Here is a 20,266-nt window from a genome sequence, read left to right as displayed (position 1 = left end):
TGTACGGTGGCCGGGGCGCGCACATTCAAAAGGTGAGCGCCCCGGTTTCTTTTGCGCACGTCGGGAAGGGCAGGGCATGACGATCAAGGACACCCCCGAGGAGTGGGAGATCCGGGCGACGGAGACCCCCTTCCGGGGCAACAAGACCTCCGTGCGCACCGACGACGTGGTCATGCCCGACGGCTCGGTCGTCCGCCGCGACTACCAGGTCCACCCCGGTTCGGTCGCCGTGCTCGCCCTCGACGACGCCGGCCGCGTCCTGCTGATCCGTCAGTACCGCCACCCCGTGCGCCAGAAGCTCTGGGAGATCCCGGCCGGCCTGCTCGACGTGCCCGGCGAGAACCCGCTGCACGCCGCCCAGCGCGAGCTGTACGAGGAGGCGCACGTCAAGGCCGAGGACTGGCGGGTGCTGACCGACGTCTACACCACGCCCGGCGGCTGCGACGAGGCCGTGCGCGTCTTCCTCGCCCGCAACCTGGCCGAGGCCGAGGGCGAGCGCTTCGCGGTCGAGGACGAGGAGACCGACCTGGAGTACGCGCGCGTACCGGTCGACGAACTCGTCCGGGGCGTCCTCGCGGGTGAACTGCACAACAACTGCCTCGTGGTGGGCGTCCTTTCACTCGTCGCCGCACAGAACGGCGACGGCCTCGACGCACTGCGCCCCGCGGAGGCGGAGTGGCCGGCGCGTCCGTTCGAGTCCTGAACGCCTCCTTCCGCGTGCCGGTGTGACCATCGGCTGATCCGATCGAGGGACCTGCCCGCCGCGCTCCACCAGGAACGTTGCAGAGCGTGAACTAGGCTCTGTAAACGCCCGACACCGGAGTCCCGGCGGGCTTGCGCGTGCGGTGGGACGGGAGCGTGGCCCGTGACGGATCAGGCGGTGGACACAGGCGGCGTACGGCTGTCGGGGCACGCTGTGGCGGAGAGTCAGTTCCTGGGCCGTACACGGGAGTTGAAGGAGCTGCGCGCCGACATCGAGCGCGCGGGCCTGGACACCCTGTCCGGAAAGAAGCCGCCACGCGCGCGCGTGCTGCTCATCGCGGGCCGCTCCGGCTCCGGCCGCACGGCCCTCGCCGAGGAGCTCGTACGACAGGTCGCGGACGGTTACGGCGACGGGGTGCTGCGCGCCCGGCTGAGCGAGCCCGACGGCACGCCCGTACCGGTCGAGCGCGCCGCCCGCGAACTCCTCGCAGCCCTCGACCGGCCCACTCCCGCCGGCGCCGCCGAGGACGACCTCACCGAGGCGCTCCGCACGGCCCTCGCCGACCGCCGGATGCTGATCCTGCTCGACGACGCCACGGACGCCGAACAGGTCGACGCGCTGCTGCCCGACACCCCGGACTGCCTGGTCGTCGCCGTCTCCGACGGCCCCCTGACCGGCATCTCCGACGTCCGCCCCTGCACGCTCGGCGGCCTCGACACCAAGTCCGCCATCGAGCTGCTCACCCGGTACACCGGCTCGGTCCGCATCACCGTGGACCCGCGGGCCGCCGAGGGCCTGGTCGAGGAGTGCCAGGGCCAGCCCGCCGCGCTGACCCTGGCCGGCGGCTGGCTCGCCGCCCGCCCCAAGGCGGCCGTCGCCGACCTCGCCAAGCAGCTGCGCGCGGAGGTCGACGACGGCACCCCGCTCAGCCGGGCGTTCCGCCTCGTATACGCCTCCCTGCCCTCGGTGGCCGCCCGGATACTGCGACTGCTCTCCCTCGCCCCGGCCGGCCTGGTCGACCCGCACACCGCCTCCGCGCTGGCCGGCTGCTCGGTGAACGGCGCGCGGACCACCCTGGACGACTTCGTCGCCCTCGGCCTGCTGCGGGCGGTGGAGTCACCGCTGCCGCAGTACGAGGTCCCGGCCTGTCTGCACCCGTTCCTCAAGGCCCTCACCGAGACCCAGGACCGCCCCGGCGAGCTCCAGCTGGCCCGCGCCCGGATGCTGGAGCGCACGGTACGGCTGCTCCAGTCCTGCCGGGCGATCACCGAGACCGACAACCCCGAGGCCCGCGAGAAGCTCCAGGGCATGCCCCGCTCGCTGCGCTTCCCGAACCCCCGGGCCGCCGAGGACTGGCTGCGCGTCCGCAGGCCCGCCCTGCTGGCCGCGGCCCGGCTCGCGGTGGCCGACGGGGAGCTCGACACGCTGGCCCGGCGGCTGATGTCCCAGCTGGTCAGGGCCATGGTCGCGCACTTCGGCACGCAGGCCGCCGCGCCCGACCTGTACGGCATCCACGGGCTGGTCCTCGATGTCGCCGAGCGTCGCAAGCTGCCCCGGGAGAAGGCCGCCGCGCTGCTGAACCTCGGCGACCTGGACGCCCAGACCGGCCGCACGGCGGACGCTCTGCTGCGATACCGGTCGGCTTTGGATGCCGGACGCCAGGCAAATGACCCGTACGCGACCGGCCGCGCAATGGAATCCGTAGGTGGTGCGCATCAGGAGCTCGGGGACTACGACCGGGCGGCCGACTGGTTCGGCCGCGCCCTGGCCCAGCGGCTGGCCCGGGACGAGCGCGCCGAGGCCGCCCGGCTGTACGGCCGTATCGCCGCCGCGTACACCTACGCGGGCCGTTACGGCGAGGCGCTGCGGAACTGGAAGGCGGCGGTCGCCGGATACCGCAAGAACGGTGATGTGGCCGCCCACGCACGGGCGTTGAGCGAGCTCGCGCGGGTCCAGGAGTACGCCGGGCGGCCCGAGGAGTCGCTGCGCACCTGCCACGAGGCGGTGGAGTGGGCGCGCCGCGCCGAGGACGTACGACTGCAGGCGGCGCTCCAGCTGCGGCTCGCCGACACGCTCGAGCACCTCGGGGATCCCGCCGCCGCTCAGCTGCACCGCGGCACCGCCGAGCGGCTGCTCGGCGAGGAGCCCGAGCAGGGCGATGAGGCGAAACAAGACGCTGATGCCTGCGAAATCCGTAGTACATCCGCAGAAGATTGATGCAATGAAAGGCTAGACAGCGGGAACACCTTCATTAAACTGGATCCGCCGCACCTTCTCCTGCGGTGCATCCTGGTGTGCTCATGCATGGCCGGGTATGTGTTGTATTGCCCCCTGTATCGCCCCATACCCTCTGAGCCAAGGACCGTGATCGACGTGAAGGTCGGCATCCCCCGCGAGGTCAAGAACAACGAGTTCCGGGTGGCCATCACCCCCGCCGGTGTGCACGAGCTGGTGCGCAACGGTCATCAGGTCGTCATCGAGCGCAACGCCGGTGCCGGCTCGTCGATCACGGACGCGGAGTACGTGGCGGCGGGCGCGAAGATCCTGGAGACCGCCGACGAGGTGTGGGCCACCGCCGACCTGCTGCTGAAGGTCAAGGAGCCCATCGCCGAGGAGTACCACCGGCTCCGCAAGGACCAGACGCTCTTCACCTACCTGCACCTGGCCGCCTCCAAGGAGTGCACCGACGCGCTCATCGAGTCCGGCACCACCGCGATCGCATACGAGACCGTCGAGCTGCCCTCCCGCGCGCTCCCGCTGCTCGCCCCGATGTCCGAGGTCGCGGGCCGCCTCGCCCCGCAGGTCGGCGCCTACCACCTGATGCGCTCGGTCGGCGGCCGCGGTGTCCTGCCCGGCGGCGTCCCCGGCACCCAGCCCGCGCGCGCCGTCGTCATCGGCGGCGGTGTCTCCGGCTGGAACGCCACCCAGATCGCCGTCGGCATGGGCTTCCACGTCACGCTGCTCGACCGCGACATCAACAAGCTCCGCGAGGCCGACAAGGTCTTCGGCACCAAGGTCCGGGCGATCATGTCCAACGCCTTCGAGCTGGAGAAGGCCGTCCTGGACGCCGACCTCGTCATCGGCGCGGTGCTCATCCCGGGCGCCAAGGCCCCGAAGCTGGTCACCAACGAGCTCGTGTCGCGCATGAAGCCCGGAAGTGTCCTTGTCGACATCGCCATCGACCAGGGCGGCTGCTTCGAGGACTCCCGTCCGACCACTCACGCCGAGCCGACCTTCCAGGTCCACGACTCGGTCTTCTACTGCGTCGCCAACATGCCCGGCGCGGTGCCCAACACCTCCACCTACGCGCTCACCAACGCGACGCTCCCGTACATCGTCGAGCTCGCCAACCGCGGCTGGGTCGAGGCGCTGCGCCGCGACGCCGCGCTCGCCAAGGGCCTCAACACGCATGACGGCAAGGTCGTTTACCGCGAGGTCGCGGAGGCGCACGGCCTGGAGCACGTGGAGCTCGAGACCCTGCTGGGCTGAGCCCCGACCTCGCCGAACTGCTAAGTCACCTTTTCGTAAAGGCGATACGTCAACAAGGCGCGTCAACCACGCACATGCGGCCGGACCTTGCCCACAAGGTCCGGCCGGATGTGTGTATGGTCACTTTGCGACGCTCGGTCAACTCGCCTCGAACGTAACCCTTTGGTCGATTCGCGCACCGGTGAAACCTGCCGTGCGACGGCCGTACGCCCTTGACAGAGGGATGTTTCATTGCCGACACATCCTGCCGGGTCCGGCGGATTGTGTTGCTGCGGACGCCCGACACGCCATAGAGTCGCCAACCGTCGGCATGGTGCCACGCCGACCTGTCTAGAAGTTTCCTGGTCACCAAGGAGGTAAGACGACTTGTGAATGAGTCGACATTTTCTCCCGGGGGTGGTCAACCAGGAACGCCGGTAGGGGACCAGGGTCCCGCGGGGTTCGAGGCTGTCGGCTCCGTTGCTGTGCGCACCTTCGCAGCCCGACAGAGCCCGGGTCCGCAGGTGATCCGGACAGCACACAAGAGCATGGATGGCCATCACGTGAACGCCATGGCCGGCGACGGAAGTGGCGCGCCCCACAACCACTTCGCCGACTACGACGAACTGCCCGAAGGGCACTTCTACGACCCCGACGCAGAGTACGAGCCCGACCCCGAGTACGCGGCCACCCTCGCGCCCGACGCTGCCCGGCAGCGCCGCGAGCGCATCGGCCCGACCGGGCGCCCGCTGCCGTACTTCCCGATCCCGGGCCCGCTGACCGACCACGGCCCCGCGAAGATCATCGCGATGTGCAACCAGAAGGGCGGCGTGGGCAAGACCACGTCGACCATCAACCTGGGTGCCGCGCTCGCGGAGTACGGCCGGCGCGTGCTGCTCGTGGACTTCGACCCGCAGGGCGCGCTGTCGGTGGGCCTCGGTGTCAACCCGATGGAGCTCGACCTCACGGTCTACAACCTGCTCATGGAGCGGGGCATGGCGGCCGACGAGGTGCTCCTGAAGACGGCGGTCCCGAACATGGACCTGCTGCCCAGCAACATCGACCTGTCCGCCGCCGAGGTCCAGCTGGTCTCCGAGGTCGCGCGCGAGTCGACGCTCCAGCGGGCCCTGAAGCCGCTGATGGCCGACTACGACTACATCGTGATCGACTGTCAGCCCTCGCTCGGCCTGCTCACGGTCAACGCCCTGACGGCCGCGCACAAGGTGATAGTGCCTCTGGAGTGCGAGTTCTTCGCGCTGCGCGGTGTCGCCCTGTTGACGGAGACCATCGAGAAGGTCCAGGAGCGGCTCAACCCGGAGCTGGAGCTCGACGGGATCCTGGCCACGATGTACGACTCGCGCACGGTCCACAGCCGCGAGGTCCTGGCCCGTGTGGTCGAGGCGTTCGACGACCACGTCTACCACACGGTCATCGGACGCACGGTCCGCTTCCCGGAGACCACGGTCGCCGGCGAGCCGATCACCACGTACGCCTCCAACTCCGTCGGCGCCGCCGCCTACCGCCAGCTCGCCAGGGAGGTGCTCGCCCGGTGTCACGCCGAGTGAGTCTGCCGGGGGCCGACGAACTCTTCCGTACGACAGGGGGAATGGCGCTCCAGCCGTCCACTCCGCGGCGGGGGGCCAACGGCGAAGCCCGTGTGCCCGCGCCCGCCGGGGAGAGCGACCCGGCCGCGAACGCGTCGGAGGACGCGCCGCAGTCGGTGCCCGCGCAGGGCGGCGACGGCGAGGGCGCGGAGCATGTGGCGGCGGAGCCGGACGCGGCCGACGCGGGCGAGTCCCGCAGCCGGGCCGCGGCCGCGGAGCGCTCCGGTCGGCGTCCGGAGGCGCAGGAAGGTTCTGCCCAGGCCGACCCGAACGCCCAGCCGCGCGGCAAGCGCGGCCGGGCCGCCAACCGGCGCCCCAGCGGGCGGGAGCGGCACGACGAGAAGATCACCGTGTACGTGTCCGCCGAGGAGCTGATGGACCTGGAGCACGCCCGCCTGGTGCTCCGCGGCGAGCACGGGCTGGCCGTCGACCGCGGGCGGATAGTGCGTGAGGCGGTCGCCGTGGTCCTGGCGGATCTGGAGTCCCGCGGGGACGCGAGCATTCTGGTACGCCGGCTGCGCGGGCGGTAGGCGGTAGCCTGCGGGGGCCATGACCTCGAACGACGTTCCCGCCCCCGGCCCAGCAGCCGGCCGTCGGCGTGCGCTGGGCAGGGGAGCGGCCGCGCCGGAGGCCGAAACGGTCGCAACGGTCGAACCGGCGGCTCCGGTGGAGGAGCCGCCCGTCGAAGAACCTCCGGTCGTCGTACCGGAACCCGAGGAACCGGGCGGACCCGACGAGCCCGACGACGGCGTCTTCAAGGTCCGCCTCGCCAACTTCGAGGGCCCCTTCGACCTGCTCCTCCAGCTGATCTCCAAGCACAAGCTGGACGTCACCGAGGTCGCGCTGTCCAAGGTGACCGACGAGTTCATGGGGCACATCCGGGCGATGGGCCCGGACTGGGACCTGGACCAGACGACCGAGTTCCTGGTCGTCGCCGCCACCCTGCTCGACCTCAAGGCCGCCCGGCTGCTGCCCTCCGCCGAGGTCGAGGACGAGGCCGACCTGGCCCTGCTGGAGGCGCGGGACCTGCTCTTCGCGCGGCTGCTCCAGTACCGCGCGTACAAGCAGATCGCCGACATCTTCAACGCCCGCCTCGACGAGGAGGCCCGGCGCTACCCCCGTACCGTCGGACTCGAACCGCACCACGCCGAGCTGCTGCCCGAGGTCGTCATCAGCATCGGCCCCGAGGGCTTCGCCAAGCTCGCCGTCAAGGCGATGCAGCCCAGGCCCAAGCCGCAGGTGTACGTCGACCACATCCACGCCCCGCTGGTCAGCGTGCAGGAGCAGGCCGGGATCGTGGTCGCCAGGCTGCGGGAGCTCGGGGAGGCCAGCTTCCGGGACCTCGTCGAGGACACCGACGACACGCTCACCGTCGTGGCGCGGTTCCTGGCGCTGCTTGAGCTGTACCGGGAGAAGGCCGTCGCGCTCGACCAGGAGACCGCGCTCGGCGAGCTGATCGTGCGGTGGACCGGCGGGGAGGGCGAGGAGACGCCCACGGTGACGGACGAGTTCGACCGGCCGCCCGAGGTGCCCAAGGAGGAGAAGAAACCATGACCGAGGAGACCGAGGAACTCCCGGCAGGGCTCCGCGGCGTCGCCGACCTCGACCTCAAGCCGGCCCTGGAGGCCGTCCTCATGGTCGTCGACGAGCCCGCGACCGTCGAGCACCTGGCGAAGATCCTGGAGCGGCCCAAGCGGCAGATCGCGGACGCGCTGCGGGCGCTGGCCGACGAGTACACCGTGCAGGGGCGCGGATTCGAGCTGCGGCTGATCGCCGGCGGCTGGCGCTTCTACAGCCGCGCCGAGTACGCGCCCGCCGTCGAGCGGCTCGTCCTGGACGGCCAGACGGCCCGGCTCACCCAGGCGGCGCTGGAGACCCTCGCCGTCGTCGCCTACCGCCAGCCGGTGAGCCGCAGCCGTGTCTCGGCCGTACGCGGAGTCAACTGTGACGGGGTCATGCGGACCCTGCTCCAGCGTGGTCTGGTCCAGGAGGCGGGCACGGAACCTGAAACAGGTGCGATCCTGTACACGACGACGAACTACTTCCTGGAGCGGATGGGCCTGCGCGGCCTGGACGAACTCCCGGAGCTCGCGCCCTTCCTCCCGGAGGCGGAGGCGATCGAGGCCGAGACACTGGAAGGGGTCCCGTCGTTCGATCCGGACGCTCCGGATTCGGAAGACGCAGACGACAAGACGGAAATTTGATGCGAAGCAGCAGCGGCAGGAACAGCAGCGGAAACAACGGCGGGAGCCGTGGTGGCAACAGCGGCGGCCGCGGCGGGAGCAGCGGGGGCCGCGGAAACTACCGTGGCGCCGGCAACGACCGCGATGACAAGCAGGGCGGCCGGCCGAAGAAGCCCCGCCCGGAGGAGCGGCGCTACGACGTGGGCCCCGGCGCCTCCCCGGAGGGCCCCAAGTCCGGGCGCGGCGCTTCGGCGCGCGGCGGGGCCAAGGGCGGCCCGAAGCAGTCCCCGGGCACCGGGCGGGGGCGCTGGGCGCCCGCGACCTCCCGTGAGTACGACGCCCGCGCCGAGGAGCGCAACCGGGAGCGGTACGCCGGCAAGAAGGACGTCAAGCTCCCCAAGACCTTCCCGGGCGCCGAGCAGGAGGGCGAGCGGCTCCAGAAGATCCTCGCCCGCGCCGGCTATGGCTCCCGGCGCGCCTGCGAGGAGCTCATCGAGCAGGCCAGGGTCGAGGTCAACGGCGAGATCGTCCTGGAGCAGGGCAAGCGGGTCGACCCGGAGAAGGACGAGGTCAAGGTCGACGGCCTGACGGTCGCGACCCAGTCGTACCAGTTCTTCTCGCTGAACAAGCCCGCCGGTGTCGTCTCCACCATGGAGGACAACGAGGGCCGGCAGTGCCTCGGCGACTACGTCACCAACCGGGAGACGCGGCTCTTCCACGTCGGCCGGCTCGACACCGAGACCGAGGGCGTCATCCTGCTCACCAACCACGGCGAGCTGGCCCACCGGCTGACCCACCCCAAGTACGGCGTGAAGAAGGTCTACCTCGCGCACATCGTGGGCCCGATCCCGCGCGACCTGGGCAAGAAGCTCAAGGACGGCATCCAGTTGGACGACGGGTACGCGCGTGCGGACCACTTCCGGGTCGTCGAGCAGACCGGCAAGAACTACCTCGTCGAGGTCACCCTGCACGAGGGCCGCAAGCACATCGTCCGGCGCATGCTGGCGGAGGCCGGCTTCCCGGTCGACAAGCTGGTGCGGGTCGCCTTCGGCCCGATCACCCTGGGCGACCAGAAGTCGGGCTGGCTGCGGCGGCTGTCGAACACCGAGGTCGGCATGCTGATGCAGGAAGTCGACCTGTAGACACCACGGGTGCTGTGAACGGCCGGTTCCGGATTCTCTCCGGGGCCGGCCGATTCGTTTTCGGTCCGCCGCCGGTCTGTACTGATGACCGGCGAGAGGAATGGCCATGCCCGCGACGACGACGGACCGCGACGAGTTCGTACGGCTGACGGACCCGTACCGGCGGGAGCTGCTGGCGCACTGCTACCGGATGCTGGGCTCGGTCGACGAGGCCGAGGACCTGGTGCAGGAGACGTATCTGCGGGCCTGGCGGTCCTACGACGGCTACGAGGGACGCGCGTCGCTGCGGACCTGGCTGCACCGGATCGCCACCAACACGTGTCTGACGGCTCTGGAGGGCCGCGCGCGGCGTCCGCTGCCCGCGGGGCTCGGGGGGCCGTCACAGGCGCCCGAGGAGCCTCTGAGGGGCCCTGTGACGGATGTTCCGTGGCTCCAGCCGCTGCCCGACGCGCTCGTCGACCCGGCGACCGTGGTGGCCGCCCGGGGCAGCCTGCGGCTCGCGCTGGTCGCCGCGCTCCAGCACCTGCCCGCGCGGCAGCGGGCGGTGCTCATCCTGCGGGACGTCCTGGCATGGCGGGCGCCCGAGGTCGCGTCGCTGCTCGGGACGTCGACGGCGGCCGTCAAGAGCAGCCTCCAACGCGCGCGTGCCCGGCTCGACGAGGTCGCCCCGGACGAGGACCTCGTCGTGGAACCCGACGGCGCGGCCGACCGCGAGGTGCTCGACCGGTACATGGCCGCCTTCGAACACGCCGACATGGACGCCCTGCTCGACCTCCTCCAGGACGGCGTCGAACTGGAGATGCCGCCCAACCTGGAGTGGTTCAGCGGCCAGAAGGACGTCCTGCTGTTCCTGCGCTCGCGCGGACACGGCGAGGGCCGCTACCGGATGCTGCCCACGCGCGCGAACGGACAGCCCGCCGTCGTCATGTACGTGCGCGGGGTGGACGGCGTACTGCGGGCGCACTCGGTGCAGGTGCTCACCGTGGCGGGCGGCACGGTGGCCCGCATCACCGCCTTCATCGACCTCGACCAGGTCGAGCGCTTCGGGTTCCCCAGGGTGCTCGGGTGAACGCCGGGGAGCTGCTGGAGCGTTCGCTCGCCTACGCGCTGGGGAGCGTCGCCGAGGTGGCGCCGGACGGGCTGGAGCGGGGCACGCCGTGCGGGGAGTGGGACCTGGGCGAGCTGCTCGGGCATCTCGACGACTCGCTGGACGCCCTGCACGAGGGGCTCACGGGCGGGCGGATCGGGCTGGTTCCGGGGCACCCGGGTGCCGATCTCGCGTGCGCGTTCCGCACGCGCGCGTGCGCCGTGCTCGGCGCCTGGGCGGCCGGACCGGGGGAGCGGGTGCTCGTGGGTGAACTGCCGCTGGACGTGCGGGTGATGGCGGCCGTGGGGGCCGTGGAGATCACCGTCCACGGTTGGGACGTGGCGCAGGCGTGCGGGCGGCCCCGGCCCATACCCCCCGGGCTGGCGGCCGACCTGCTGCCCGTGGCGCGGTGCGTGGTGGCGACCGAGGACCGGGGCGTGCGGTTCGCCGCACCGGTCGCCGTGCCGCCGTCCGCGGGGCCCGACGCGCGGCTGCTGGCCTTCCTCGGGCGGCGCGATTCCTTTCCGGGGTGAGCGTGGTCTGCCTTCCGTGAGCGACCTCAAGAGCTCATGGAAGGAATCCCCGTCATGACCGACACACTGAGTGTCTCCGTACCGAAGACACCCGCCGAACCGCCCCCGACCCGACGCGTCTGGACCGTGCTCCTGGCCGGCCTCGGCGCCCTCCTGTGCTCCCTCGACGTGGTGGTCGTGTCGACCGCGCTGCCCGCGCTGCGGGCCGATTTCGGGGCGAGCCTGTCGGACCTGGAGTGGACGATCAACGCCTACAACCTGGTCTTCGCCTGCCTCACCCTGACCGGCGCCGCACTCGGCGACCGCTTCGGGCGGCGGCGGATGTACGTCGTCGGGCTCGCCGTCTTCACCCTCGGCTCCGTGACCTCCGCGCTGGCGGGCGGCCCGGGCCAGCTCATCGGTGCACGCGTGGTGCAGGGCGCCGGGGCGGCCGTACTCCTCCCGCTCACCCTCACCCTGATCAGCGAGGCGTTCCCGGCCGAGAAGCGGGGCGTCGCCATCGGTGTCTGGGGCGGGGTGACCGGCCTCGGCGTGGCCGCCGGACCCGTGCTCGGCGGAGCCGTCACCGAGGGCCTGTCCTGGCAGTGGATCTTCTGGCTGAACGTCCCGATCGGCCTCGCGATGCTGCCCTTCGCAGCCACCAAGCTCCACGAGAGTTACGGCACCCGGCCCCAACTCGACCTCGTCGGGCTGGTGCTGGCCGCCGCCGGGCTGACCGGACTGGCCTGGGCGCCGGTCCGGGCGCCCCAGGTGGGCTGGGGGAGCGCCGAGGTGCTGTCCGCGCTGGCCGCGGGGATCGTGTTCACGGCGGCCTTCCTCGTCTGGGAGCGCCGGGGCGCCCGCTATCCGATGCTGCCGCTCGGGCACTTCCGCAACCGCGGCTTCTCCGCCGCCAACGCGGTCGCGTTCCTCCTCTTCGGCTCCCTGCTCGGCGCCCTCTTCATGATCACGCAGCTCTTCCAGACCGGGCTCGGCTACTCCCCGCTGGAGGCCGGCGTGCGCATCCTCGTCTGGACCGGCATGCCGCTGCTGATCGCGCCGGTCGCGGGCGCCCTCGCGGACCGCTTCGGCACCCGGCTCTTCATGCTGGCCGGCCTGCTCCTCCAGGGCACGGGCCTCGCCCTGCTCGCCCGGCAGGTCGAACCCGGCGTCGGCTACGACCAGTTGGTCCTCCCGCTGATCATCGCCGGCATCGGCATCTCCATGGTCTTCCCGAGCGTCGCCAACGCCGTGACCTCCGCCGTCCCCCTCGGCGACGCGGGCGTCGCGGCCGGCGTCAACAACGCCCTGCGCGAACTCGGCGGTGTCTTCGGAGTCGCCGTCGCCGCCCTGGTGTTCACGCAGTACGGCGGCTACGGCTCACCCGCGTCCTTCCTGGACGGCTGCGCACCGGCGCTGTGGGTGTCGGCGGGGGCCGCGGGGGTCGGGGCCCTCGTGGCGGCGTTCGCGCCGTCCAGGGCAACGGAGTTGTGACGTAGGGGTTGTGCCGCCACACCCACCCTCTTTATAGTCGTGTTGACTATTAAGAGGGTGGGTGTGGAGTACGACAAGTACGCGTACGAGCCCTTCGCCGTCACCGTCGACCTCGCCGTGCTCACCGTCCGCGACGGCGCCCTGCACGTCCTGCTGGTGGAGCGCGGTCAGGAGCCGTACGCCGGTCGCTGGGCGCTGCCCGGTGGCTTCGTGGAGCCGGACGAGTCCGCCGAGACCGCCGCCCGGCGGGAGCTCGCCGAGGAGACCGGGCTCGCGGACGTCACCGGACTGCACCTGGAGCAGCTGCGGACCTACAGCGAGCCCGGCCGTGACCCCCGTATGCGAGTCGTGTCCGTCGCGTTCGCGGCGCTGCTGCCGGACGCGCCGGAGCCGCACGGAGGGAGTGACGCGGCGGACGCGCGCTGGGTGGTATGTGACATAGCACTGTCGCTCGCCTTCGACCACGACCGGATCCTCGCCGACGCCCGCGAACGCGTCGGCGCCAAGCTCGAGTACACCTGCCTCGCCACCGCCTTCTGCCCGCCCGAGTTCACGCTCGGCGAGCTCCAGCACGTCTACGAGACGGTCTGGGGCACCGCCCTCGACCGGCCCAACTTCCGCCGCAAAGTGCTCGCCACGCCCGGATTCGTCGAACCGGTGCCGGGGGGCGCCCGGTTGACCGGCGGCCGCGGCAAACCGGCCGCGCTGTATCGCGCGGGCACCGCCGCCACCCTCCAGCCGCCATTGTTCCGGCCGAACCGGGAAGGAAACACCGTATGACCATCACGATCGTCGACAAGCGCGCCGCCACCGGGGCGTTGGCCGGGCTCGCCCTCGGGGACGCGCTCGGTTTCCCGACCGAATTCAACGACGTGCCGTCGATCCTCGCCAAGTGCGGGCCATGGCGGCAGATGCGGCTGCCGGAGCCCGCGATCGTCAGCGACGACACGCAGATGACGCTGGCCCTCGGGCGGGGCGTGCGGACGGCGATGGACCGGGGTGTGCTGACGCCGACAAGGCTGGAGCGGCCGGTGCGCGAGGAGTTCGTGGACTGGTATCAGTCCCCGCAGAACAACCGGGCGCCCGGGAACACCTGCCTGCGAGCCTGCAACCTGCTCAAGGACGAGGGCCGTCCTTGGCAGGACGCCAGCCAGATCGGCTCCAAGGGCTGCGGTGCCAACATGCGGGTCGCGCCGGTCGGGCTCGCTCCCGGTCTGAGCGACGAACAGCGCGCGGGCGCCGCCCAGTTGCAGTCCGCGCTCACCCACGGGCATCCCACGGCACTGGCCGCCTCCGACCTCACGGCACGTGCCGTACGCCTGCTCGCACAGGGCACCCAGCCGGCCGAACTCGTCGACCTGCTGCAGCTGTACGCGCACGACAACCGCAGCCAGTACCACCAGCGCTGGCTCGGCGATCTGTGGACCCGCAGCCAGGACCCCACGCCCGAGCACTTCATCGCCCGCGGCTGGGACGAGTGCCTGGAGATCCTCGCCCGCCTCCGGGACGCCGTGCAGTCGGTCGACCCGGAGACCGACCCCTGCCTGGCCACCGGCGCGGGCTGGATCGCCGAAGAGGCCCTCGCCACCGGCCTGTTGTGCTTCCTGCTGTTCCCCGACGAACCGGTCACGGCCATCCGCCGCGCCGCCTGCACCTCCGGCGACTCCGACTCCATCGCCTGTCTCACGGGGGCCTTCGCGGGCGCGTGGCTGGGCGCTGACGCCTGGCCGACGGAGTGGGTGGACCGCATCGAGTACCGGGGCGACCTGCTGACCCTGGGAGCCCTCTGGGACGCTTGACGGATGATCGACGCCCTGGACATCGACCTGGCGCCGGTGGTCGCCGAACAGCCCGACCCGGTGCTGTTCGCGACCGTCTCCGGCGCGCACCTCTACGGCTTCCCCTCCCGCGACTCGGACGTGGACCTGCGGGGCGTGCACCTGCTGCCCACGGCCGCCCTCGTCGGCCTGCGCGAGCCGGACGAGACCCGCTCCCGCATGTGGGACCGGGACGGCGTCGAGATGGACCTCGTCACCCACGACCTGCGCAAGTTCGTACGGCTCATGCTGCGCCGTAACGGCTATGTGCTGGAGCAGCTGCTCTCGCCCCTGGTCGTGCATACGACGGACGCGCACCGGGAACTGGCCGCGCTCGCGCCGGGCGTCCTGACCAGTCACCACGCTCACCACTACCGGGGGTTCGCGACCACCCAGTGGCGGCTGTTCGAGAAGACCGGCGAACTCAAGCCGCTGCTCTACACCTTCCGGGTGCTGCTGACCGGCGTACATCTCATGCGCAGTGGTGAGGTGCAGGCCCATCTGCCCACGCTGCTCGGCGAGGTCGGCGAGGCTCCCGGGTATCTGCCGGAGCTGATCACCGCGAAGGCCGAACGGGAGCACGGGGGCGCCGATGTCGACCACGCGCGCGTGCAGGCCGATGTCGAGCGGCTGCACGGCGTGCTGGACGAGGCGCAGGCCGCCTCAGCGCTGCCCGACGCCCCCGCCGTCCACGACGCGCTCCACGACTTCGTCGTAAGGATCCGGCTGGAGCGCTGACGCGCGGCGGACGCGGACCAGGAAGTCCTCGACCCGGCGGTGGTCCGGGCTCTCCGGGAGCGGGCTGCGAGCGAGGGCCTCGTCGGCCTCCGTGGCCAGGCGGTTCATCCACGACTCGACCTCGGGCCAGGAGACCTCGCCGCGCTTCACCGCCAGCAGCGGCTCGCGGCGGTCTCCCACGTCGATCGTGAGCGTGCCCGTGCGGAGCAGGTCGGCGGCGGTCGTCAGGAGGCGCAGCAGGTGCATCGCGTGTTTCCAGCGCGGGGCGCCGTGGGTGCGGACGTCGGACTCCAGCTTCTTGCGCTGGCCGAGCGCGTAGCGCGTGAAGGTCTCGTGGGTCCGGCGGGAGAGGAACGCCCCGCGCAGGGCGAGGAGTTCGCGGCCGGTGTCGGTGACGTGCTCCACGAGCGGGGAGTGCAGGCACTCCAGGATGTTCGGGTTGGCGCGCAGGGCCAGCTCGCAGAAGCGCTCCAGCTCCCAGCCGAACTGCTCCTCGGCCGGCCCCTCCACGTGCGTCGGCGGCTTCTCGAAGCGCCAGAACAGGGCGGTGGGCGCCAGGTAGACGCCCCGGCGGTCGGTGTCGCTCCCGTCCGTCGCGAGGCCGAAGGCGCGCGAACCCATCACACAGGCGTAGATCGTGTGGTCGCGTACCAGGGTCTCGGGCTGCATGGACGGGAGCGTACGCGGTACCTCACGCCAGCTTGATCGAATTTCCCTCCACCTTGATCTGCTCCGCGGGCAGCGGCTTCGGCGCCGGGCCGCCCGCCACCGAACCGTCGGCGATGCGGTACTTGCTGCCGTGGCAGGGGCAGTTGATGGTGCCGTCCGCCACGGCGCTCACCGTGCAGCCCTGGTGCGTGCAGATCGCCGAGAAGGCCTTGAACTCGTCCTTCTTCGGCTGGGTGACGACGACCTTCTCGTCCTTGAAGATCTTTCCGCCGCCCACCGGGATGTCGGAGGTCTTCGCCAGCTCCTGGCCTCCGGAGGCTTGCACCGACGAGGATCCGGAGTCGCTGTTGTCCCCGTACTTGCTACAGCCCGCGGCGAGCGCCGACGCGCCCGTCGCGAGGAGAACCGTGCGCCGCGTCGAGCGGTGGGTCATGTCGTCACTCCGAACGTACGGAAGAACCAGAGGGCCGAGGTCAGCCAGATGAGCGTGAGGACGGTGAAGACCAGCCCGCCGACGAGCGGCAGCAGCCAGCCGGGCAGCCGCTGCGAGCGGAGCAGCAGCATCTTGGCACTGAAGGCACCGAAGAAGAAGCAACCCAGGATCGAGTGGAGCAAAACGCGCGTTTCGTACGTCTGATAGCCCAGCGCGTACAGGCAGTGCACGGCGACCGGGACGGCCACCAGGAACGCGATCCGGCCCGACCAGCGGTGCAGCTTCGACGCCCAGCGCGGGCCCGGCAGCTTGCCGTACACCATGAACGCGCTGACCAGCTGGACGAGCGCGAAGAAGAACGCGGTCGTCGCCAGCCACGACTTCACCGCGCCGGTGCTGCTGAACCCGGCGATGTTGAAGGCGGTGCCGGCCGGGTCGTGGACCTTGCCGTACACGCCCAGGCCGACGGCCACCGCGGCGGCGACCAGGGCCGGGACGAGATAGCGGGCCGGGCTCGGCGGGCGGCGAGCCGGTTCCGGCGGCGGGAAACTCTGGGTGGCGGCGTTCGGATCGACACTCATGTCGGCTCCCTGGTCAGAAGGGTCAAGGAGTTACGGGACGTGCCGTGAGCTGCTCTCCGTCGACCGTCACCGCGCCCGTGTCCGGGTCGATGGCGGGCGCGGCGGATGGTTTCCCGTCGCGGGTGAGGATGCCGACCTGCTTGCCGTTCGGCAGGATGATCCAGCCGCCCTCGATCCGGGCGCCGGCCACCTGGCTGTTCGCCCGGAACAGTCCCGACGGTTTCTTCGCCCGGTCGATGGTGAAGGCGTAGTGCCCGCCGCCGACGTCGGCCGAGCCGCTGATCCGCTTGTCCTCCTTCACCGTGCCGGTCAGCTTCGCGCCGTCCTTGCCGGTGAGCCGCATGGTGCCGTCGGCTTTGACGTCGCCCTGCAGCCAGGACTCGATGTTGTGGCCGTCGCAGAAGTACGCGATCGCCTTGCCGCCCTTCAGCGAGACGGCGACCGCCGAGGAGTCGTCGTCGGTCCGGCCGGTGTAGACGCCGGTGTGCGTGGCCGTCGGCGACGGCGACGGGCTCGGTGGCGCGGTGGTCTTCGTGGGAGCCGGTGACGACTTGGGCGTCGGCGACTCCTCCTGGTACGAGGACGAGGCCGTCTTCGTCCCCGTGGTCGCGTTGAGCGACAGCATGAACAGGCCGAGCAGCAGTCCCGCGAGCAGAGTCAGCAGCGGTCCAGGACGCTTCATGTAAGGGCCTCCCCCGAGGCGAGTTTCCTGCCATGAGAGCGGACCGGCGGCCCCGGAGTAAAGAGGCGCACGGGGGCGGCCCACGCCAAGTAGCGAAATTGGGGCGATTCGGTGACATTGGCAAGATCCCGGCGACATGTCTCAGCGGGCGGGCGGCGCGCACCCGCCCGCGCGTCGCTGACTACGCTGGACGGGCGAAGAGCCGATCCGTGAGCAGTCGTGAGCAAGGAGCAGAGCCGTGGCGGTACGAGCGGTCCGGGGAGCCGTCCAACTGGAACGGGACGAGGCCGGACACATGGACGAGCAGGTCGGCGCCCTGCTCACCGCCGTCCTGGAGCGGAACGGGCTGACCTGCGACGACCTGATCAGCATCTGGTTCACGGCCACGCCCGACCTGCACAGCGACTTCCCGGCGGCCGCCGCCCGCAAGCTCGGCATCGTCGACGTGCCGCTGATCTGCGCCCAGGAGCTGGACATCGAGGGCGCCATGCCCCGGGTCGTCCGGATCCTCGCGCACATCGAGTCCGACAAGCCCCGCGCCGACATCGCGCACGTCTACCTCGGCGCCGCGGCCGCCCTGCGCAAGGACATCGCCCAGTGAGAACCGCACTCGTCATCGGCACCGGCCTCATCGGTACGTCCGCCGCGCTCGCCCTCTCCCAGCGGGGCGTCGTCGTCCACCTCACCGACCACGACCCCGAGCAGGCCCGTACCGCGGCCGCGCTGGGCGCCGGCACGGACGAGGCGCCCGAGGGCCCGGTCGACCTCGCGATCGTCGCCGCCCCGCCCGCGCACGTGGCGGCGGTCCTCGCCGACGCCATGGGCCGGGGCCTGGCCCGCGGCTACATCGACGTGGCCAGCGTCAAGGGCGGCCCGCGCCGCGAGCTGGAGGCCCTCGGCCTCGACCTGTCCGCGTACATCGGCACCCACCCCATGTCCGGCCGCGAGAAGTCCGGCCCGCTGGCCGCGACCGGCGACCTCTTCGAGGGCCGGCCCTGGGTGCTCACGCCCACTCGTGACACCGACACCGAGGTCCTCAACCTCGCTCTGGAGCTGGTCTCGCACTGCCGTGCCGTGCCGGTCGTCATGGACGCCGACGCCCACGACCGCGCGGTCGCCCTGGTCTCCCACATGCCCCACCTGGTCTCCAGCATGGTCGCCGCGCGCCTGGAGAAGGCCGAGGAGGCGGCCGTACGGCTGTGCGGTCAGGGCATCCGGGACGTGACCCGGATCGCCGCCTCCGACCCCCGGATGTGGATCGACATCCTCTCCGCGAACCCCGGGCCGGTCGCCGACCTGCTCTCCGACGTCGCCGCCGACCTGGAGGAGACGGTCGAGGCGCTGCGGTCCCTTCAGTCCTCCGACGAGGCCAAGCGGGGCGAGGGCGTCGCCGGGATCGAGGACGTGCTGCGGCGCGGGAACGCCGGGCAGGTCCGGGTGCCCGGCAAGCACGGGTCCGCGCCGCGGGTGTACGAGGCCGTGACCGTCCTGATCAGCGACGAGCCGGGCCAGCTGGCCCGTATCTTCGCGGACGCCGGCCGGGCCGGGGTCAACATCGAGGACGTACGCATCGAGCACGCGACCGGGCAGCAGGCCGGTCTGATCCAGCTGATGGTGGAGCCGCAGTCGGCGCCGGTGCTGACCGCGGCGCTCCGCGAGCGGGGCTGGTCCATCCGGCAGTGATCCTCCCGATCATCCGCCTGTAAGAGGGGACCCGGGAAGCCAGTAACCTTGTGCGGGGCGCTTTCGCGCCCACCACCACTCGCCACACCGCACCAGGAAGGTGTCCCCACGTGGAAAACGGCGCCGCCCAGTCCGTGATCGTCGCCATCGACGGTCCCTCCGGCACGGGCAAGTCGAGCACGTCGAAGGCCGTGGCCGCGCAGCTCGGCCTGAGCTACCTGGACACCGGTGCGCAGTACCGGGCGATCACCTGGTGGATGGTGGCCAACGGGATCGACATCGAGGACCCGACCGCGATCGCCGCCGTGGCCGGCAAGCCGGAGATCGTCTCCGGCACCGACCCGGAGAACCCGACGATCACCGTCGACGGCACCGACGTGGCCGCCCCGATCCGCACCCAGGAGGTCACCTCCAAGGTCAGCGCCGTGAGCGCGGTGCCCGAGGTGCGGGCCCGGATCACCGAGCTGCAGCGCTCGATCGCGGCCGCGGCCGAGAAGGGCATCGTCGTCGAGGGGCGTGACATCGGTACGACCGTGCTGCCCGACGCCGACCTGAAGATCTTCCTCACCGCCTCCGCGGAGGCCCGTGCGGCCCGCCGCAGCGGTGAGCTGGCGGGTGCCGACGTCAACGCCACCCGTGAGGCGCTGATCAAGCGGGACGCGGCCGACTCCTCCCGCAAGACCTCGCCGCTCGCCAAGGCGGACGACGCGGTCGAGGTGGACACCACCGAGCTCACCCTCGCGCAGGTCATCGAGTGCGTCGTCACGCTCGTCGAGGAGAAGCGGGCCGGGAAGTGACCGAGGCCACGTCAGCGAAGCCCGCGTCCGAGCGGGGTGCCGAGGTCGGGCGCCGGATCGGCGTCGGCCTGATGTACGGGCTGTGGAAGCCGCGTGTGCTGGGCGCCTGGAAGGTGCCCGCGACCGGCCCGGTGATCTTCGCCGTCAACCACTCCCACAACATCGACGGCCCGATGGTCATGGGCGTGGCGCCCCGGCCGACGCACTTCCTGATCAAGAAGGAAGCGTTCATCGGCCCGCTCGACCCCTTCCTGACGGGCATCGGCCAGGTCAAGGTGGACCGGTCGGGCGCCGACCGTACGGCCATCACCCGGGCGCTGGACGTCCTCGCGGCCGGCGGCGTCCTCGGGATCTTCCCCGAGGGCACCCGCGGCGAGGGCGACTTCGCCGCGCTGCGCGCCGGGCTCGCCTACTTCGCGGTCCGCAGCGGTGCGCAGGTCGTGCCGGTCGCCGTCCTGGGAAGTTCCGAGCGGGCCGGACGGTTGATAAAGGGGCTGCCTCCGCTGCGCAGCCGTATCGACGTCGTCTTCGGCGACCCCTTCGAGGCGGGCGACGGAAGCGGACGGCGTACCCGCAAGGCCCTCGACGAGGCGACCGAGCGCATCCAGAAACAGCTCACCGGCCACCTGGAAAACGCCAGGCGCCTCACCGGGCGCTAGGCGACACTAAGTAG

Annotated in this window: 22 protein-coding genes; 18 read left to right on the top strand and 4 right to left on the bottom strand. The window is 71.5% G+C overall.

The window, feature by feature from the left end; genetic code table 11:
- Positions 1 to 76: 76 nt before the first annotated feature.
- From ACQEWB_RS10765 to ACQEWB_RS10700, 14 genes are all read left to right on the top strand, one after another.
- Entirely contained in the window at positions 77 to 703 is a 627-nt protein-coding gene (locus tag ACQEWB_RS10765) for an NUDIX domain-containing protein (RefSeq protein WP_432829500.1), read from the top strand.
- Between the two features lie 162 nt (positions 704 to 865).
- Positions 866 to 2,920: a tetratricopeptide repeat protein gene (locus ACQEWB_RS10760; protein ID WP_432829498.1), complete on the top strand. Its 2,055-nt coding sequence runs from the start codon at positions 866 to 868 to the stop codon at positions 2,918 to 2,920.
- 147 nt (positions 2,921 to 3,067) lie between these two features.
- A complete protein-coding gene (gene ald / locus ACQEWB_RS10755) occupies positions 3,068 to 4,192 on the top strand; it encodes an alanine dehydrogenase (protein ID WP_432829496.1) in 1,125 nt (374 codons plus the stop codon).
- A 551-nt stretch (positions 4,193 to 4,743) separates the two neighbouring features.
- On the top strand, positions 4,744 to 5,736 hold the full coding sequence (locus ACQEWB_RS10750) for a ParA family protein (RefSeq protein ID WP_278196802.1): 993 nt from the start codon (positions 4,744 to 4,746) through the stop codon (positions 5,734 to 5,736).
- Complete coding sequence (locus ACQEWB_RS10745) at positions 5,721 to 6,305, top strand: hypothetical protein (RefSeq protein ID WP_432829494.1); 585 nt, start codon at positions 5,721 to 5,723, stop codon at positions 6,303 to 6,305. The genes ACQEWB_RS10750 and ACQEWB_RS10745 overlap by 16 nt, the downstream gene beginning before the upstream one ends.
- 19 nt (positions 6,306 to 6,324) lie before the next feature.
- Complete coding sequence (locus tag ACQEWB_RS10740; RefSeq protein WP_432829492.1) at positions 6,325 to 7,329, top strand: segregation and condensation protein A; 1,005 nt, start codon at positions 6,325 to 6,327, stop codon at positions 7,327 to 7,329.
- Positions 7,326 to 7,979, top strand: coding sequence for an SMC-Scp complex subunit ScpB (gene scpB, locus ACQEWB_RS10735; RefSeq protein ID WP_432829490.1), 654 nt, complete (start codon positions 7,326 to 7,328; stop codon positions 7,977 to 7,979). The genes ACQEWB_RS10740 and scpB overlap by 4 nt, the downstream gene beginning before the upstream one ends.
- A complete protein-coding gene (locus ACQEWB_RS10730; RefSeq protein WP_432829488.1) occupies positions 7,979 to 9,100 on the top strand; it encodes a pseudouridine synthase in 1,122 nt (373 codons plus the stop codon). The genes scpB and ACQEWB_RS10730 overlap by 1 nt, the downstream gene beginning before the upstream one ends.
- Before the next feature lie 106 nt (positions 9,101 to 9,206).
- On the top strand, positions 9,207 to 10,169 hold the full coding sequence (locus ACQEWB_RS10725) for a sigma-70 family RNA polymerase sigma factor (RefSeq protein ID WP_432829486.1): 963 nt from the start codon (positions 9,207 to 9,209) through the stop codon (positions 10,167 to 10,169).
- Positions 10,166 to 10,720 carry a TIGR03086 family metal-binding protein gene (locus ACQEWB_RS10720; protein ID WP_432829484.1) on the top strand — a complete coding sequence of 185 codons (555 nt, stop codon included), beginning with the start codon at positions 10,166 to 10,168 and terminating at the stop codon, positions 10,718 to 10,720. Before ACQEWB_RS10725 ends, ACQEWB_RS10720 begins: the two co-directional genes overlap by 4 nt.
- A 54-nt stretch (positions 10,721 to 10,774) precedes the next feature.
- A complete protein-coding gene (locus ACQEWB_RS10715; RefSeq protein WP_432829482.1) occupies positions 10,775 to 12,193 on the top strand; it encodes a DHA2 family efflux MFS transporter permease subunit in 1,419 nt (472 codons plus the stop codon).
- A 63-nt stretch (positions 12,194 to 12,256) separates the two neighbouring features.
- Positions 12,257 to 12,973 carry an NUDIX domain-containing protein gene (locus ACQEWB_RS10710; protein ID WP_432829480.1) on the top strand — a complete coding sequence of 239 codons (717 nt, stop codon included), beginning with the start codon at positions 12,257 to 12,259 and terminating at the stop codon, positions 12,971 to 12,973.
- On the top strand, positions 12,970 to 13,992 hold the full coding sequence (locus ACQEWB_RS10705) for an ADP-ribosylglycohydrolase family protein (protein WP_432829478.1): 1,023 nt from the start codon (positions 12,970 to 12,972) through the stop codon (positions 13,990 to 13,992). The genes ACQEWB_RS10710 and ACQEWB_RS10705 overlap by 4 nt, the downstream gene beginning before the upstream one ends.
- Positions 13,993 to 13,995: 3 nt before the next feature.
- Positions 13,996 to 14,748, top strand: coding sequence for a nucleotidyltransferase domain-containing protein (locus ACQEWB_RS10700; RefSeq protein WP_432829476.1), 753 nt, complete (start codon positions 13,996 to 13,998; stop codon positions 14,746 to 14,748).
- Here ACQEWB_RS10700 and ACQEWB_RS10695 read toward each other — a convergent pair.
- From ACQEWB_RS10695 to ACQEWB_RS10680, 4 genes are read right to left on the bottom strand one after another with little or no spacing between them, the layout of a single operon-like run.
- On the bottom strand, positions 14,674 to 15,417 hold the full coding sequence (locus ACQEWB_RS10695; RefSeq protein ID WP_432829474.1) for a nucleotidyltransferase domain-containing protein: 744 nt from the start codon (positions 15,415 to 15,417) through the stop codon (positions 14,674 to 14,676). The two genes, ACQEWB_RS10700 and ACQEWB_RS10695, sit on opposite strands and share 75 nt — an antisense overlap.
- Before the next feature lie 22 nt (positions 15,418 to 15,439).
- A complete protein-coding gene (locus ACQEWB_RS10690; RefSeq protein ID WP_432829472.1) occupies positions 15,440 to 15,850 on the bottom strand; it encodes a Rieske (2Fe-2S) protein in 411 nt (136 codons plus the stop codon).
- Positions 15,847 to 16,431 (bottom strand): DUF6529 family protein, encoded by a 585-nt coding sequence (locus ACQEWB_RS10685; protein ID WP_432829470.1) that lies wholly within the window; start codon positions 16,429 to 16,431, stop codon positions 15,847 to 15,849. Before ACQEWB_RS10685 ends, ACQEWB_RS10690 begins: the two co-directional genes overlap by 4 nt.
- Positions 16,432 to 16,453: 22 nt before the next feature.
- Positions 16,454 to 17,113: a hypothetical protein gene (locus ACQEWB_RS10680; protein ID WP_432829468.1), complete on the bottom strand. Its 660-nt coding sequence runs from the start codon at positions 17,111 to 17,113 to the stop codon at positions 16,454 to 16,456.
- 238 nt (positions 17,114 to 17,351) lie between these two features.
- Here ACQEWB_RS10680 and aroH point away from each other — a divergent pair, with 238 nt between their 5' ends.
- The 4 genes from aroH (at position 17,352) to ACQEWB_RS10660 (ending at position 20,252) form a co-directional block, all read left to right on the top strand.
- Entirely contained in the window at positions 17,352 to 17,714 is a 363-nt protein-coding gene (gene aroH / locus ACQEWB_RS10675; RefSeq protein ID WP_432829466.1) for a chorismate mutase, read from the top strand.
- Positions 17,711 to 18,796, top strand: a complete 1,086-nt coding sequence (locus tag ACQEWB_RS10670; protein ID WP_432829464.1) for a prephenate dehydrogenase — start codon at positions 17,711 to 17,713, stop codon at positions 18,794 to 18,796. The genes aroH and ACQEWB_RS10670 overlap by 4 nt, the downstream gene beginning before the upstream one ends.
- Positions 18,797 to 18,906: 110 nt before the next feature.
- Positions 18,907 to 19,593 (top strand): (d)CMP kinase, encoded by a 687-nt coding sequence (gene cmk / locus ACQEWB_RS10665; RefSeq protein WP_432829462.1) that lies wholly within the window; start codon positions 18,907 to 18,909, stop codon positions 19,591 to 19,593.
- Positions 19,551 to 20,252: a lysophospholipid acyltransferase family protein gene (locus ACQEWB_RS10660; RefSeq protein ID WP_432829460.1), complete on the top strand. Its 702-nt coding sequence runs from the start codon at positions 19,551 to 19,553 to the stop codon at positions 20,250 to 20,252. Before cmk ends, ACQEWB_RS10660 begins: the two co-directional genes overlap by 43 nt.
- Positions 20,253 to 20,266: the final 14 nt, after the last annotated feature.

Source organism: Streptomyces sp. CA-249302 (genome assembly GCF_050936785.1).
In the GTDB taxonomy this organism is placed as follows: domain Bacteria; phylum Actinomycetota; class Actinomycetes; order Streptomycetales; family Streptomycetaceae; genus Streptomyces.
This window is presented reverse-complemented; position numbering and strand designations above follow the sequence as displayed.